Raw genomic sequence first — 16,339 nt, forward strand, 5'->3', positions numbered from 1 at the left:
AAAAAAATGGTCGGCGAGATAGGATTTGAACCTACGACCCACTGGTCCCAAACCAGTTGCGCTACCAAACTGCGCTACTCGCCGTCAGAATAATGGGGTGGCTAATGAGACTCGAACTCACGACAACCGGAATCACAATCCGGGGCTCTACCAACTGAGCTATAGCCACCATTGAAAAATTTTGTTTGATATTGCGTTACCTTAGCAAATCTACCGAGCTGGCGCGCTCGACAGGATTCGAACCTGAGACCTTTGGCTCCGGAGGCCAACGCTCTATCCAACTGAGCTACGAGCGCTCATCGCGTCGTTGCGGGGCGTATATTAATGACTTTCATTTTGGCTGTCTAGTTTTTTTTTCATATTTTTTTTGTTTGTCGATAATTTGTGCTTTATTAATATTTTTTAGTCGTTTTTCTACTAATTAATGTTCAATTATGAACTTTAATGGTGCAATTCTTAAATTAATACAGCACAAATTTATCCTTATTCGGTCATTTTTATTTGATGATAACACCTTTCGCTTTACGCCAACGGCGTTGAATACGACGAATAAAGCGGGTTACGCGCCATGCTCTTGTAATTGAATAGCCATATAAGAAAATTAGCGCAATAAATCCAAAGAACATTAGCCATTCATTTACATAATAAATCTCGCCTAATATTCCAAATCCAGCACAGATAGCTGCCATCAAAGTAATTGCTAAAAATGCTTGTCTCGAGGTTAACCCTGCTCTGACCATTAAATGGTGTACGTGTAAGCGATCTGGTCTGAAAGGACTTTTCTTTTTCTTTAAACGACGAATCACCACACAAATCATATCAATCAACGGAATTGCAATTAACCATAATGCAGTAATCGGTTTAATTGGGTGCCCCTGGCCTTGGGTACTTAGTAGTAAAATCCAGATCATTGTAAAACCGATCAACGTACTTCCAGAGTCCCCCATAAAGACTTTATTCTTCACCCCAAAGATTGAGAGATTAAACAGAATATAAGGAATAAGGCAAAGAATTAGAGCAAAGCACCATGCTCCCAAATCAACTTGTCCATCCAACATTAACAGGATACCAATCGCTGCAAAGGATACACTTGATAATCCACCTAGCAACCCATCAATACCATCAATCATATTAAATGCATTAACAATAGCAATTGTTGCAAATACTGTAATCACAACACCCGCAGTACCTAATGTTACTTGGAATGGGCCAATAATTTCACCAAGATTATTGAGCGAGAGATCACCAATATAAATCATAGATAACGCTAATGCCGCCTGCACAATCGCGCGTAAGAATGGACTAAGGTCAAAGCGATCATCTAATACACCGATTATCAATAAAATTGTCACACAGGTTAGATAGAGATAAGGCAATCGCATATCGTGCCATTCAAGGAAGTAATAACACGCATTACTAATAAAAAGTGCAATCCCACCAATTAATGGAATTAATCCTTGATGACGCTTACGATAATTTGGTTTATCTACAAGACCAATTTTGACTGCAACTGGACGCATTAAAATTAATGCAAGAAATGAGCTTAAAAACGTTAATAGAAAACTCAACCACATATAAAAAACACCCCTTAAATACGTGTTGTGACATTGATATATTGGGCTGGAATGGTTGCAGAGAATAGCATAAAGTAATCTCTAATACATTTGTTTTTTTTCATTATTTCTTGATTTCAAGTACAATACTGAGCACTTTTAAACAATCATGAGAAAAATAAATTATGACATCTTCAACTACATTATTTGCACAAGCACAAAAAGTCATTCCTGGCGGTGTTAATTCACCCGTAAGAGCCTTTAATGGTGTAGGTAGTACACCTGTTTTTATTCATAAAGCTCAAGGTGCTTATCTCTATGATGAAGAGGGAAAACAATATATTGACTATGTAGGATCTTGGGGGCCAATGGTACTAGGTCACAATCATCCTACTATTTTAAATGCTGTTATTGAAACTGCACAAAATGGATTAAGTTTCGGTGCCCCAACTGAACTAGAAATTAAACTTGCTGAGTTAGTATGTAAACTTGTTCCTTCCATTGAAATGGTCAGAATGGTTAATTCTGGTACAGAAGCAACTATGTCTGCGATTCGTCTTGCTCGCGGTTATACCAAAAGAGATAAAATCATTAAATTTGAAGGATGCTATCATGGACATGCCGATTCTTTATTAGTTAAAGCTGGATCTGGTGCATTAACATTAGGCCAACCTAGCTCACCTGGTGTGCCTGCTGATTTTGCTAAACATACCCTAACCTGCACTTATAATGATCTTCATTCTGTTGAAGAAACCTTTAAACGCTATCCAGATGAGATCGCTTGTATCATTGTTGAACCCGTTGCTGGAAATATGAACTGCGTACCGCCAAAACCAGGCTTTTTACAAGGGCTTCGCCAATTATGTGATCAATATAATGCATTACTCATTATTGATGAAGTTATGACAGGATTCCGTGTTGCACTAGCTGGTGCACAATCTTATTATGGTGTACAGCCTGATCTTACTTGCTTAGGTAAAATTATTGGTGGTGGTATGCCTGTTGGTGCATTTGGTGGTAAAAAAGAGATCATGCAATACATTGCTCCTACTGGCCCAGTGTATCAAGCTGGTACTTTATCCGGCAACCCAATTGCTATGGCAGCAGGTATTGCTTGCCTCACAGAGCTAGCTAAACCAGGAAATGAAGCCTTATTAGCGACAAAAACAAAAACATTAGCTGAAGGCTTAAAAACACTTGCTGAAAAACACCATATTCCATTTGTTGTCAATTATGTTGGTGGTATGTTTGGAATTTTCTTCACTGAAAGTGAAACGGTCGAAAGCTATGCTGATGTGATGAATTGCAATATTGAGCGTTTTAAAACTTTCTTCCATCATATGTTATCACAAGGTGTCTATCTTGCTCCATCAGCCTTTGAAGCTGGTTTTATGTCACTAGCTCATACTGATGAAGATATTCAAAATACCCTCAAAGCTGCAGATGTTGCCTTCCAAGCATTAAAGGCTTAATCACTCTTTATCAAGATACGGCATACTTAATAATATGCCGTTTTCTTTACCCCAAATACGGTAATTTGCTTATTTTTTGGCTAAACACACCTTATTTTGGGAACATTCTTTCTTACTTTGTTGTCTTAATCGTCGCGAAAATTATTTCGTAAGAAATTACTTTTATTCATTAGGGATGTTTATATGACAAAGAAAAAATTTGTATTAACAAGTATTGCTTTGGGATTAAGTGTACTTTGTGCTTCATTACCTAGCCAAGCTAATGTCCCAGTACCTCTTTTAGAAAATACCGCTAATGCTACGCCAAGCTTAGCACCGGTTATTCAACAAGTATTACCTGCCGTAGTCACTATTTCTGTAGAAGGCACCAGCGAAGATTCAGCATCCAATAATCCTTTTGCTGATTTGCCACCAGAATTTCAATTTTTCTTCGGTGATCAATTCGGCGGACGTACACCTCGTCAATTTAAAGGTTTAGGATCGGGTGTCATTATTAACGCTGATAAAGGCTATGTTTTGACCAATAACCATGTTGTAGATGGTGCGGATAAGATTACCGTAACATTAAATGATGGCAGAGAATATAAAGCAAAACTATTAGGTAATGACGCTATGTCAGATGTTGCTTTATTAAAATTAGAAAATGCTAAAGATTTAACTCAAATCAAGATGGCTGACTCAGATAAAGTACAAGTTGGTGATTTTGTAATGGCAGTTGGTAATCCTTTTGGTTTAGGGCAAACTGTTACTTCAGGAATTATTTCTGCTTTAGGTCGTTCTGCTGATGATGGTACAGATAGTTACCAAAATTATATTCAGACCGATGCTGCAGTAAACCGTGGTAATTCTGGCGGTCCATTATTAAATCTCAAAGGTGAGTTAGTCGGTATTAATACGGCAATTATCGCCCCAAGTGGTGGTAATGTTGGTATTGCATTTGCTATCCCGAGCAATATGGCAAATAGTTTAGCACAGCAAATTATCGAATTTGGTCAAGTAAAACGTGGTGTATTAGGTATTAAAGGTGGTGAACTCAATGCTGATCTTGCTCAAGCCTTTGATGTCAAAGCACAAAAAGGTGCTTTTGTTAGCGAAGTATTACCTGATTCTGCGGCTGCAAAAGCTGGCTTAAAAGCAGGCGATATTATTACTGGTTTAAATGACCAAACGATTAATAGTTTCTCTGAATTACGTGCCAAAATTGCAACCACAGGTGCAGGAAAAGAAATGGAAATCACCTATTTGCGTGATGGAAAATCAAATACTGTAAAAGTGAAACTGCAAGCTGATAACGAAACTACAGCAAGTGGTAATACTGTAATCCCTGGATTAGATGGTGCAGACTTAAAAAATTACAATGAAAAAGATCTAAAAGGTGTTGTCATTGCTGAAGTTAAGCAAAACTCTAAAGCAGAACAGCTTGGCTTGAAGAAAGGCGATGTCATCGTTGGTATTAACCGTCATAAGATTAATAATCTTGGTGAATTACGTAAAATCCTAGATAGCAAACCATCTGCGGTAGCGTTAAATATCGTTCGTGGCAACAATAACTTCTACCTATTCATTCGTTAATATTCTCCTTAACGAACCAAGCCTATTCAGTTCCTACTGAGTAGGCTTTTTTATTTTGCCAGCATTGACATAATGCTTCGATTCCTTCCAGCAATTCCTTTTCCGTGAAATTACCAAACCCTAAAACAAATAAACGGCGGTGATAAAAATGAATTGGATACACTTTTATTTGCTGCTGTGTTGCTAACTCAGTAAGTTCTCCAATACTCCTAGATTCATCAAGCAATTCTATTAATAGATAAAATCCTGAACTTTCACCAAAAAAGCGTATTTTCCCAGCATACTGTTTTAAATATTGGCACAACACGTCCATTTTACGTCGATAATGTTTTCGCATCCGATTAATATGTTTCTCAAACTGCCCTTGAGCCATAAAATCAGCCAAAACATTTTGATCCAGACGAGATACAGATGGATTAAAAAAATTAATGGCTTGTCGATAACTATGCAATAAAGACTCAGGTAACACCATAAAAGAGATACGAATAGACGGCATCATTAATTTAGAAAATGATCCTAGATAAATAACTTTATCGTGTTGATCCAAGCTTTTTAATGCAGGAATAGGTTTACCTTGATAGCGAAACTCACTATCGTAATCATCTTCAATTAAATATCTCCCCGTTTTCTGGCTTGCCCAAGATAATAATTGTTGTCGCTCATTAACACTTAATACACTTGCAAATGGATATTGATGTGAAGGTGTAATATACAATAGATCAATATCATGTTCCGATAAGACTGTTAGATCTACTTTTAACGTTTGATTATCAATCGGCAATTTCAAAACCTGATGAGCATAGCTTTGCCATAGTTTTTCTACTACTGGATAGCCAAATTCCTCCATCGCATATTGTGCTTGTTGATTCGGATAACGGTGTTGCCATAACAACATTAATTGAATAAGACAGAGTTCTACACCTGCATTAATCACGATCTGTTCTGCTGAACATTCCACACCTCGAGCAGAACGCAAATATTCTGCTATCTGTTGTCGTAAATTAAGCTCACCTTGTTTATCGCCTAAACTTAATAAATAAGCATATTGTCGAGTAAAAAAGTGTTTCTGGATTTTTTTCCATTTATCAAATGGGAATTGCCGTTCATCGATAACATTCGGATTAAAGTCATAACGCCAACTCATTTGCTGCTCACGAATTGATTGATGACTTATTTGGTTAATCGATACATTGATGGGTAATAATTGTGTTGTCACAAAATATCCCACTCGAGGCTTTGACTCTATATAACCTTCTGCCAATAATTGGGAATAACAATTTTCTACTGTATTTTGACTAATTTTTAAATATTCACATAATTGTCTTTTAGAGGGCAGGACTTCTCCTTGTACCAGTTTCCCTTGATGAATGGCATCTTTAATTTGTTGATAAAGTTGTAAATAAAGCGGTTGAGCTGATGATTTATCAAGTTGATATGCTAAATATTTCATTGAGTTATAAGAATGATTTCTCTAGAAACGTAACGAATAAGAAATAAAAAGAGTTGGCATCGACTAAGAAACCAACTCTTCAGATTGTTTATTAAATCATAATTTAAACATTTAAGTAATCTAAGATACTCTTCGCCGCATCTCGCCCTTCTGCAATAGCAGTCACCACTAAATCAGATCCTCTGGTCACATCACCACCAGCAAAAACTTTAGGGTTTGCAGTTTGTTGCTTAAAGTTACCTTTTACTTCAATACGACCGCGGTTATCTGTTGTTACACCAATATCTGCTAAGAATGGCATAGCATGTGGTGCAAACCCGAATGCGACAATAATTGCATCACAAGGAATAACTCGTTCGCTACCCTCTACAATTTCTGCTCTACGGCGACCATTTTGATCTGGCTCACCCATCGTTGTTTCAACCACTTTAATTCCAGTTACGTGACCTTGCTCTGTTACTACTGCGATAGGCTCTGCCTCAATAGCAACAGGTTGAGCATTAAATTGGAATTTCACCCCTTCTTCTTTCGCATTAACAAACTCTTTTCTACTACCTGGCATATTGGCTTGATCGCGGCGATACACACAAGTCACTTCTGCGGCTTGTTGACGTACTGAGGTACGAACACAGTCCATAGCTGTATCACCACCACCAAGTACAACAACGCGTTTTCCAGCCATCGACACATAATTTGCTGGATTTTGTCCTAGTAACTGTTGAGTATTTGCAATTAAGAATGGTAACGCTGAATGTACTCCTTCCGCATCTTCATTTGGAATATCCGCTTTCATCCCTTGATAAGTTCCTACCCCAAGGAATACCGCATCATATTGTTCCACTAATTCTGATAATTGAACATCTTCACCAATCGTTACGCCTAATTTAAACTCAATGCCCATTTCAGTAAAAATTTCACGACGGCGACTCATTACATCTTTTTCTAACTTAAATGCTGGGATACCGTAAGTAAGTAATCCTCCGATTTCTGCTTGACGTTCATAAACTGTCACTGCAACACCATTGCGGATTAAAAATTCTGCACAGCCTAATCCTGCTGGACCAGCTCCAATCACGGCAACGCGTTTTCCTGAATGAGGCACATCTTTAACTTTTGGACGCCATCCCATTTCAAAAGCGGTTTCAGTAATATACTTTTCAATATTACCAATCGTAACTGCCCCAAACTCCGCATTTAATGTACAAGATCCTTCACATAAACGATCTTGCGGACAAACTCGACCACAAACTTCTGGTAAAGTATTTGTTTCATGGGCTAATTCTGCTGCCTCAATAATTCTTCCTTCATAAGTTAACTTTAACCAATCTGGAATATTATTGTGTAGTGGACAACGGTGCTGACAATAAGGATTGCCACACGCTAAACAACGATCAGCTTGTGCTTTCGCTTGGGTTTCATCAAAAATTTGGTAAATTTCAATAAATTTAGTTTTCCGTTGCTCAAGTGATTTTTTCTGAGGATCAATTCTCGGCAAATCTATAAATTGATATATATTTCCTTGCTGGCTCATGTTCGTTTTCCTTTTATTTATCTTAATATTCGCCTTAACCATTAAGATTAAGGCGATGGAAAATTATTGGGTTACCACACCTAGTTCATTTACGGTACGACGTTGATGTCCTAGTAACGCATTTAGATCATTTGCTTTTGGCTTCACTAACACAAATTTATCTGCGTAATCAGCCCAATTATGCAAAATACGTTCTGCTAAAGGACTATGAGTTTCCTCATAATGACGTGTTAATAAACCACGTAAATGTTCTTGGTGGGTTGGTAAATCGGTAATTGCTAACCCTTCTACTAACTCTGGATTAATTCGGCTACAGAATTTTCCATCAGTATCAAGAACATAAGCAAATCCTCCCGTCATACCAGCACCAAAGTTAATGCCAGTTTTACCGAGTACACAAACCACACCGCCAGTCATATATTCACAACCGTTATCACCAATACCTTCAACAACCGCGGTTGCACCTGAGTTACGTACTGCAAAACGCTCACCAACTCTACCTGATGCAAAAAGATTTCCTCCCGTTGCACCATAAAGACAAGTATTACCTGCAATCGTTGAAAATTCTGGTTGGAAACTTACCCCAGTATGTGGACGAATCACAATTTTACCGCCAGCCATACCTTTACCCACATAGTCATTTGCATCACCTGTGAGATATAGGCTAACGCCACCGGCTAACCAAACACCAAAACTTTGTCCCACAGTACCATTTAAGCGAATATCTACTTTCTTACGTGCATGACCATTATTGCCATATTTATTGGCGATCATTCCTGAAAGTGTTGCCCCCACAGAACGATCGGTATTATTCACATCAAAGGTTAAGTCAAGGTGTTGTTCATCGTTGTAATCAAACGCATCGCCAACTTCTTTCAAAATCGCTTTATTCAATAAGCCTTGATCCATTGGCGGATTGCTTTGGGTGCAATATCTTGCACTACCCGCCGGCACTTGTGGTGCATAAAGTAATTTTGTTAGATCTAAACCACGTTGTTTTGCAGTTTGTCCTTCAATCACACTCAACAAATCGGTACGTCCAATTAAATCTGTTAATTTTTCTACACCCAATTTTGCTAACCACTCACGCACGTCTTGAGCAATAAATTTAAAGTAATTCATCGCTTTTTCTGGTAAGCCATGATAATGCTCATTTCTGAGTTTTTCATCTTGTGTTGCAATACCGGTCGCACAGTTATTAAGGTGACAAATTCTTAAGTAACGGCAACCTAATGCAATCATTGGCCCTGTACCGAAACCAAAGCTTTCTGCACCTAAAATAGCCGCTTTAATCACATCTAAGCCTGTTTTTAATCCACCATCGACTTGTAAACGCACTTTATGACGAAGATTATTTTCAACTAAAGCTTGTTGTGCTTCTGCTAACCCTAATTCCCATGGAGAACCTGCATATTTCACACTGGATAAAGGGCTAGCACCTGTACCACCATCGTAACCAGCAATCGTAATTAAATCTGCATACGCTTTTGCAACACCTGTTGCGATAGTTCCTACTCCCGGTAAAGAAACTAATTTCACAGAAATTAACGCTTTTGGATTGATCTGTTTCAAATCAAAAATTAATTGTGCCAAATCTTCGATCGAATAAATATCATGATGTGGTGGTGGAGAAATCAAGGTTGAACCCGGCACAGCATAACGTAATTGAGCAATATATGGCGTTACTTTATCACCTGGTAATTGACCACCCTCACCCGGTTTTGCCCCTTGTGCCACTTTAATTTGGATCACATCAGCACTCATTAAATAAGCTGGTGTTACCCCAAAACGACCTGATGCAACTTGTTTAATTCGAGAAACACGCTCTGTACCATAACGACGTGGATCTTCCCCACCCTCACCTGAGTTTGAGTATCCTCCCAAACGATTCATCGCTGTGGCTAATGCTTCGTGAGCTTCTGGACTTAATGCACCGATACTCATTGCTGCCGTATCAAAACGTTTATAAAGATTTTCTGCTGGCTCAACTTTATCCAATGTAATCGCTTTACTTTCGTCAATGTTTAATTTCAACATATCACGAATAGTCGCAATTGGACGGTTATTCACAGTATCCGCATATTTTTGATAGATCTGATAATCACCACTATTTACCGCTTGTTGTAAATAGTTCACAACATCTGGGTTATAGGCATGATATTCACCATCTGGCTTATATTTTAACAAACCACCGGTTGGTAACGCTTGACTTGCTCGCCATGCCTGACGTTGTAAATCCTGCATATCTTGATCTAAATCGGCAAATGATGCGCCTTCAATACGGCAAGTAATACGTTTAAAACAAAGTTCTACAATTTCACGGTTAAATCCAACTGCCTCAAATAAATGAGCACAACGATAAGAGGAAATTGTTGAAATCCCCATCTTAGAAATAATTTTGTATAACCCTTTATCAATACCTTTACGGAAATTCAGTAATACAGTGCGTAATGGTTTAGTAATTGCACCACTTGCCACCATTTCACTTAAACTTTCATAAGCAAGATATGGGTAAACTGCGGTTGCACCTAATCCCAACAATACCGCAAAGTGGTGCGGATTACGTGCTGAACCTGTTTCTACAATAATATTGGAATCACAACGTAAGTTTTTCTCAACTAATCGTTGTTGTACCGCCCCAACTGATAACGCAGCAGGAATTGGTACGCGTTTTGCTGAAATTTGACGATCAGATAATACAACTAATACTGCACCTTGACGTGCTGCCTCTTCTGCTTGCTTCGCTAAATTTTCAATCGCTTGTTTTAACCCCATCTCTTCTGGGTTGTAAGTCGCATCAAGAATTTCATGTTTATAGTATTCTTGTGGTAATGCGAGTAATTGCTGCATATCTGAATAGAGCAAGACTGGAGATTTAAAATTAACCCGATGTGACATCCCTTCAGTTTCAAAGAACACACTCATTTCTTGCCCAATACTGGTATTTAAACTCATTACATGCGCTTCACGTAATGGGTCAATTGGTGGGTTTGTCACTTGAGCAAAGTATTGGCGGAAATAATCATAAATCACACGTGGACGAGTAGATAATACAGCAAATGGTGTATCATCCCCCATTGAGCCAACAGCTTCTTGACCATTTTCACCTAATACACGAATTAAACTTTCTAGCTCTTCTTTATCGTATGCAAATTGTTTTTGGTAAGTTAATAATTGTTGCGCATCAAACTCAGCTTGCCCAATCTTATCATCAGGAATATTTTCAAATGGAATCAAACAATGAACATTACGATTTAACCATTCACGATATGGGTGACGTTCTTTTAATTCTTTATCAATTTCTTGTGAGTGAATTAATTTGCCTTGTTCTGTATCAATAACTAACAATTCCCCTGGTCCAATACGCCCTTTTTCAATCACTTCATCAGGTGCGTAATCCCAGATCCCCACTTCACTGGCAATCGTAATTAATTTATCTTGAGTAATTACGTAACGTGCTGGACGTAAACCATTACGGTCTAAGTTACACGCTACATGACGACCATCACTTAACACGATACCTGCTGGCCCATCCCATGGCTCCATATGCATTGAGTTAAAATCATAGAATGCACGAAGATCATCATCCATATCTGGATTATGTTGCCATGCAGGTGGAATAAGTAAACGCATTGCTCGGAATAAGTCCATTCCGCCATTTACAAACAACTCTAACATATTATCTAATGAACTAGAGTCAGAACCTGTTTCATTAACAAATGGTGCGATTGTTTGTAAGTCTGGAATGAGAGGTGTGTGATATTTATAAGCACGCGCTCTTGCCCATGCACGGTTACCTGAAATTGTATTAATTTCACCGTTATGCGCTAAGTAACGGAATGGCTGAGCTAATTTCCATTTTGGCAATGTATTGGTAGAAAAACGTTGATGGAATAGACAAATTCCACTTTCCATACGTAAATCGGCTAAATCCAAATAGAACTTAGGCAAATCTTTTGGAATACATAATCCTTTATAGATAATAATTTGGCTAGAAAAACTACAAATATAAAAATCAGGGTGATCAATACGATTTTCGATACGACGACGTGCCATAAATAAGCGACGTTCCATATCTTTAATTCCCCAACCAGCAGGCACATTCACAAAGACTTGTTTAATAGCAGGTAAACTTGCTGCGGCGATAGATCCCAATACAGAAGGATTAATTGCTACATCACGCCATGCTGTAATCGTTAGCGTTTCTTTAGTTAACTCTTCCTTAATGATCGCACTATATTGTTCAATTAATTCAGGATCTGTTGGGAAAAAGATTTGTCCAACCCCAAAGTTTTTATTGAGCTTAAATCCTTGCTCTTCAGCAATAAAATGGAAAAAACGTTTTGGCATTTGTAAGTGTAATCCACATCCATCTCCCGTTTTACCATCTGATAATACAGCGCCACGGTGCTGCATTCTTGATAATCCTAAAATGGCTGTACGCACAACTTTATGGCTCTGCTCACCTTCAAGATGTGCAATTAAGCCAAAGCCACAGTTCTCCCGAACCTCATCTTTGTTATAAAGCATAATAGATTCCTTAAATGTTGTGTTTATTGTTTTATTATTTATTAGAAGAATTTGAACATACCAAAAAAGGCAAATATTAGTCAAAGCCTTTTTGATAGATTTTACTATTTTTGTTTTTTTATTAATCCTTATATGATTTTTCTCTTTTTTTCTTATACATCTATCAATAAATCTGCTTATATTTAGATGAGAATAATTCTCAAATTTAATAAAAATATTGTGGTTTCCCAAAAAAGAAAACCTCATACTTTTGTTAAGTATGAGGTTTCCAGACTGATGATATTACTGATGACGTTCTTTTAATTTAGCGATCACATCCGCCCACGTTAAATTCGCATCTTGTAGTAATACCGTTAAATGGTAGGCTAAATCTGCTGCTTCACAGATAGTTTCTTCACGATCTTTTACCGTAGCCGCTAACGCTGTTTCTACACCTTCTTCACCTACTTTTTGTGCAATGCGTTTTGTTCCTCTTACATACAAAGAAGCTGTATAAGAACTTGCTGGATCTGCATTTTTCCGCTCATTTAATAATTTTTCTAATTTACTGAAAAAGATCCAATTTGGTGTTTCCGAAATTGCAGAAAAACAGCTATCTGTTCCTTCATGACAAGTTGCACCAACAGGATTAGCTAAAATTAGCAAAGTATCTTTATCACAATCTAATGTGTAATCTACTACATTCAAGAAATTTCCTGAGGTTTCACCTTTTGTCCATAAACGTTGCTTAGTCCGTGAAAAGAAAGTCACTTTCTTCTCTGTCAATGTTTTTGCTAACGCCTCTTGGTTCATATAACCCAACATCAATACTTCACAAGTATCTGCATTTTGCACAATTACTGGCAATAAGCCATCCACTTTTTCCCAGTTAATTGTTTCAATCATTTGTTTTTCTAACATAATCACTACCTAACATCTAATTGCAATATTTTCATGTTTTAAATACTGTTTTAATTCACCAATATTAATAATCTGCTTATGGAAAACACTCGCGGCTAAAGCCCCATCTACATTTGCTTCAATAAAGGCATCACGGAAATGTATCATCTCCCCTGCACCACCTGAAGCAATTAGTGGCACTTGACATACAGCACGTACTTTTTTCAGTTGCACTAAGTCATAACCATTACGCACGCCATCTTGGTTCATCATATTAAGTACAATTTCACCTGCACCACGTTTTTGTACTTCTTGTACCCAATCTATTGTTTGCCAATTCGTTTGGCGAGTACGTTTCTCATCACCGGTATATTGATTTACCCAATATTTTCCTGTTTCCTGTTCAAACCAGCTATCAATCCCCACGACAATCGCCTGTACACCAAAACGATCTACTAATTGATTGATCAGATCAGGATTAGCTAAGGCAGGGGAATTGATTGAAATTTTATCCGCCCCAAACGCAAAAATTTGTTCTGCATCTTCGATTGTTTTAATCCCTCCTGCTACACAAAAAGGAATATCAATTACTTGTGCAACACGTTCTACCCAGCTTTTATCCACCGTACGTCCATCAGAAGATGCGGTAATATCATAAAATACCAGTTCATCAGCCCCCTCTTCTGCATAACGTTTTGCAAGTGGCACAATATCACCAATAATTTCATGATTACGGAATTGCACCCCTTTCACAACTTGTCCATCACGTACATCTAAACAAGGAATTATCCGTTTTGCCAACATTCGATTGCCTCCGCTACTGTAAATTTTCCTTCTAATAAAGCACGACCAACAATCACCCCTGCCACCCCCGAACCTTTGAGCGCTTCAATATCAGATAATGATCCAATACCACCAGAAGATTGGAATTGAATAGTTGGATATTTCTGACAAATTTCACGATAAAGGGCAACATTAGAACCAGCTAACGTACCATCTTTTGAAATATCCGTGCATAAAACGTGTTGTAATCCTACTTGTGCAAAATCGTCAATCACTTGTTCTAATGTCAAGCTGCTGGTTTCTTGCCAACCATGAATTGCAATCAGTTTTTTACCATCAACAATATTAATATCTAATGCCAACACAAATTTTTCGGCACCATATTGCTTAAACCAGGCTTTTACCATTTCTGGTTGTTTAATTGCAGTCGAACCAATGACAACTCGACTTGCACCAACATTCAGTAAATCAGCAACATCTTGTTCACTACGAATACCACCACCAACTTGTACTGGACAATCTGTTGCAGCAATAATTTTACCAATTAACGCTGTTTGGCGAGCATTCGGATCTTTTGCTCCTGTTAAATCCACCAAATGTAACTGTTCTGCGCCTTGTGCCACATAATCAGCAAACTGCTCAATCGGATTATCACTATAAGTTGTTTGTTTTGCATAATCCCCTTGATGTAAACGTACAACTTGACCATTAATCAAATCTAATGCAGGGATAATGATAGATTTTGTCATAAGTAACCTTGCCTTTTACCTTATAGTTTTTCAATAAAATTACGTAATAACTGTGCACCAACCTTACCTGAACGTTCCGGATGGAACTGTACACCATAAAAATTGCCATTATTCAATGCTGCTGAAAATGGGACACCATAATCGCAAGTAGCAATCGTGTGCTGATTTGGTAATACCGCAAAACTATGCACAAAATAGAAATAACTGCCGTTAGGAATATCCGCAAATAAGGGTTGATCCTCTACAAAATTCACCTGATTCCACCCCATATGTGGTAACGGCAACCCTGCTTCTGGTAACTTCTCTGTTTGACCATCAATTAAACCTAAAGTCGATAAATTACCCTCTTGAGAAAATTGTGTCATTAACTGCATCCCAAGACAGATACCTAATACAGGCTGTGTTAATTGTTGAATAGTATTGATTAGATTACGCTGTTGTAAATTATTCATTGCAGCATTTGCAGTCCCCACTCCCGGCAATAATAATTTATCTGCTTGTTGAATTTGGGTTAAATCTCTGCTGATTTCAGCTTGATAACCTAATCGATCAATCGCAAATTTTACCGATGAAAGATTGGCACACCCTGTATCAATAATAATGATTTTCGTCATTCTAATTCCTGTTTATTTTTCTATTGATTTATTCTTTGTTCAAAACTTCAGTATTTTTATTACTTAATCTAGATCTTCTACAGAAGAACTAAATAACTTTCTTGAACAATATTACAGTACCCCTTTACTACTCGGTAATTCATTACCTTCAATACGAATCGCTTGACGCAGTGTTCGCCCAAAGCATTTAAAAATTGCTTCAACTTGATGATGTGTATTTGAGCCTTTTACTTTTAAATGTAAGGTACAAGCTAACGCATAAGTCAGTGACATAAAGAAATGTTCAACCATTTCTGTACTAAAATCCCCCACTTTGTCACGTCCAAATTTCGCTTTAAATTTAAGATATGGGCGACCTGATAAATCTAAGGCGCATTCTGCTTTGCACTCATCCATAGGTAATACAAAACCAAAACGAGCAATGCCTCGTTTATTACCTAATGCTTGTTTCAAGGCTTCTCCTAAAGCTAGAGCAGTATCCTCAACTGTATGGTGATCATCAATGTGTAAATCCCCTTTCACTTCAACATTCATACGGAAACCACCATGTGTAGCAATTTGATCCAACATATGATCAAAAAATCCTACCCCCGTATTAATTTGATTAATACCTTGTTCATCTAACCAAACTTCAACTTTAATATCTGTTTCTTTGGTTGTACGTGTTACCACAGCATGGCGTGGTGAATGTCCTTCAGGTGTAGTATTCTTCGCCAGAATTTTCTCAACAATCAGATCCCAAGTTAATTTTTTCGGATGATACTGTAAGCCTGTAACCCCTAAATTTTCAGCTAATTGCATATCAGTTGCTCGATCACCAATCACGTAGCTATGTTGCTTATCCAAAGCACCTTTCTTCGTATATTTTTTCAACAACCCTAATTTTGGCTTACGACATTCACAACCATCTTCTGGTTTATGTGGACAAATTAAAACATCATCAAACTGAATACCCTGCGAATTAAAAATTTGCATCATCGCATTATGTGGTTTATCGAAATCTGCTTGCGGGAATGAGTCTGTTCCTAGACCATCTTGGTTACTCACCATCACTAAACGGTAACCAGCTTGCTGTAAAGTTAATAGCGCCGGAATAACGTTCGGTTCTAATTTAAGTTTTTCTAAACTATCAATTTGGAAATCTGTTTTTGGTTCGTCAATGAGAGTGCCATCACGATCAATAAAAAGAACATTTTGTTTTTGCAT

At 37.7% G+C, this 16,339-nt stretch carries 11 protein-coding genes and 3 tRNA genes; 2 read left to right on the plus strand and 12 right to left on the minus strand.

The window, feature by feature from the left end:
- Positions 1 to 7: 7 nt before the first annotated feature.
- From PF272_RS08950 to wecA, 4 genes are all read right to left on the minus strand, one after another.
- Positions 8 to 84, minus strand: a tRNA-Pro gene (locus PF272_RS08950).
- Between the two features lie 9 nt (positions 85 to 93).
- Positions 94 to 169 (minus strand) — tRNA-His (locus PF272_RS08955).
- A 50-nt stretch (positions 170 to 219) separates the two neighbouring features.
- Positions 220 to 296: transfer RNA gene (locus tag PF272_RS08960), tRNA-Arg, on the minus strand.
- 201 nt (positions 297 to 497) lie between these two features.
- Positions 498 to 1,574 carry a UDP-N-acetylglucosamine--undecaprenyl-phosphate N-acetylglucosaminephosphotransferase gene (gene wecA / locus PF272_RS08965; protein ID WP_065234499.1) on the minus strand — a complete coding sequence of 359 codons (1,077 nt, stop codon included), beginning with the start codon at positions 1,572 to 1,574 and terminating at the stop codon, positions 498 to 500.
- A gap of 164 nt (positions 1,575 to 1,738) precedes the next feature.
- Here wecA and hemL point away from each other — a divergent pair, with 164 nt between their 5' ends.
- Both hemL and PF272_RS08975 read left to right on the plus strand, forming a co-directional pair.
- Positions 1,739 to 3,025, plus strand: coding sequence for a glutamate-1-semialdehyde 2,1-aminomutase (gene hemL, locus PF272_RS08970; protein WP_271142481.1), 1,287 nt, complete (start codon positions 1,739 to 1,741; stop codon positions 3,023 to 3,025).
- A 183-nt stretch (positions 3,026 to 3,208) separates the two neighbouring features.
- Entirely contained in the window at positions 3,209 to 4,597 is a 1,389-nt protein-coding gene (locus PF272_RS08975; protein ID WP_271142482.1) for a DegQ family serine endoprotease, read from the plus strand.
- Positions 4,598 to 4,619: 22 nt separating this feature from the next.
- Here the strand turns inward: PF272_RS08975 and pdxR are convergent, their stop codons facing one another.
- The 8 genes from pdxR to hisB all read right to left on the minus strand — a co-directional run bounded on the left by pdxR (position 4,620) and on the right by hisB (position 16,339).
- On the minus strand, positions 4,620 to 6,047 hold the full coding sequence (gene pdxR / locus PF272_RS08980) for a MocR-like pyridoxine biosynthesis transcription factor PdxR (protein WP_271142483.1): 1,428 nt from the start codon (positions 6,045 to 6,047) through the stop codon (positions 4,620 to 4,622).
- A 103-nt stretch (positions 6,048 to 6,150) separates the two neighbouring features.
- Positions 6,151 to 7,578, minus strand: a complete 1,428-nt coding sequence (locus tag PF272_RS08985; protein WP_065239460.1) for an FAD-dependent oxidoreductase — start codon at positions 7,576 to 7,578, stop codon at positions 6,151 to 6,153.
- 63 nt (positions 7,579 to 7,641) lie between these two features.
- A complete protein-coding gene (gene gltB / locus PF272_RS08990) occupies positions 7,642 to 12,108 on the minus strand; it encodes a glutamate synthase large subunit (protein ID WP_271142484.1) in 4,467 nt (1,488 codons plus the stop codon).
- A gap of 282 nt (positions 12,109 to 12,390) precedes the next feature.
- A complete protein-coding gene (hisIE, locus tag PF272_RS08995) occupies positions 12,391 to 12,993 on the minus strand; it encodes a bifunctional phosphoribosyl-AMP cyclohydrolase/phosphoribosyl-ATP diphosphatase HisIE (protein WP_271142521.1) in 603 nt (200 codons plus the stop codon).
- Positions 12,994 to 13,017: 24 nt separating this feature from the next.
- The gene (gene hisF, locus PF272_RS09000) at positions 13,018 to 13,791 is read right to left on the minus strand and encodes an imidazole glycerol phosphate synthase subunit HisF (protein ID WP_271142485.1); all 774 of its coding nucleotides are present in this window, start codon (positions 13,789 to 13,791) and stop codon (positions 13,018 to 13,020) included.
- Entirely contained in the window at positions 13,773 to 14,519 is a 747-nt protein-coding gene (gene hisA, locus PF272_RS09005) for a 1-(5-phosphoribosyl)-5-[(5-phosphoribosylamino)methylideneamino]imidazole-4-carboxamide isomerase (protein ID WP_271142486.1), read from the minus strand. Before hisA ends, hisF begins: the two co-directional genes overlap by 19 nt.
- A gap of 20 nt (positions 14,520 to 14,539) precedes the next feature.
- The gene (hisH, locus tag PF272_RS09010; RefSeq protein ID WP_271142487.1) at positions 14,540 to 15,133 is read right to left on the minus strand and encodes an imidazole glycerol phosphate synthase subunit HisH; all 594 of its coding nucleotides are present in this window, start codon (positions 15,131 to 15,133) and stop codon (positions 14,540 to 14,542) included.
- A 111-nt stretch (positions 15,134 to 15,244) separates the two neighbouring features.
- The gene (hisB, locus tag PF272_RS09015; protein WP_065239495.1) at positions 15,245 to 16,339 is read right to left on the minus strand and encodes a bifunctional histidinol-phosphatase/imidazoleglycerol-phosphate dehydratase HisB; all 1,095 of its coding nucleotides are present in this window, start codon (positions 16,337 to 16,339) and stop codon (positions 15,245 to 15,247) included.

The sequence above is a fragment of the Gallibacterium faecale genome, from assembly GCF_027920745.1.
In the GTDB taxonomy this organism is placed as follows: domain Bacteria; phylum Pseudomonadota; class Gammaproteobacteria; order Enterobacterales; family Pasteurellaceae; genus Gallibacterium; species Gallibacterium faecale.

Bases quoted from the DNA above. Each gene is read 5' to 3' on its own strand.
- hisB (WP_065239495.1), bottom strand. From the start codon at position 16,339: ATGCAAAAACAAAATGTTCTTTTTATTGATCGTGATGGCACTCTCATT.
- hisIE (WP_271142521.1), bottom strand. From the start codon at position 12,993: ATGATTGAAACAATTAACTGGGAAAAAGTGGATGGCTTATTGCCAGTA.
- hemL (WP_271142481.1), top strand. From the start codon at position 1,739: ATGACATCTTCAACTACATTATTTGCACAAGCACAAAAAGTCATTCCT.
- PF272_RS08985 (WP_065239460.1), bottom strand. From the start codon at position 7,578: ATGAGCCAGCAAGGAAATATATATCAATTTATAGATTTGCCGAGAATT.
- hisH (WP_271142487.1), bottom strand. From the start codon at position 15,133: ATGACGAAAATCATTATTATTGATACAGGGTGTGCCAATCTTTCATCG.
- hisA (WP_271142486.1), bottom strand. From the start codon at position 14,519: ATGACAAAATCTATCATTATCCCTGCATTAGATTTGATTAATGGTCAA.
- PF272_RS08975 (WP_271142482.1), top strand. From the start codon at position 3,209: ATGACAAAGAAAAAATTTGTATTAACAAGTATTGCTTTGGGATTAAGT.
- wecA (WP_065234499.1), bottom strand. From the start codon at position 1,574: ATGTGGTTGAGTTTTCTATTAACGTTTTTAAGCTCATTTCTTGCATTA.
- pdxR (WP_271142483.1), bottom strand. From the start codon at position 6,047: ATGAAATATTTAGCATATCAACTTGATAAATCATCAGCTCAACCGCTT.
- hisF (WP_271142485.1), bottom strand. From the start codon at position 13,791: ATGTTGGCAAAACGGATAATTCCTTGTTTAGATGTACGTGATGGACAA.
- gltB (WP_271142484.1), bottom strand. From the start codon at position 12,108: ATGCTTTATAACAAAGATGAGGTTCGGGAGAACTGTGGCTTTGGCTTA.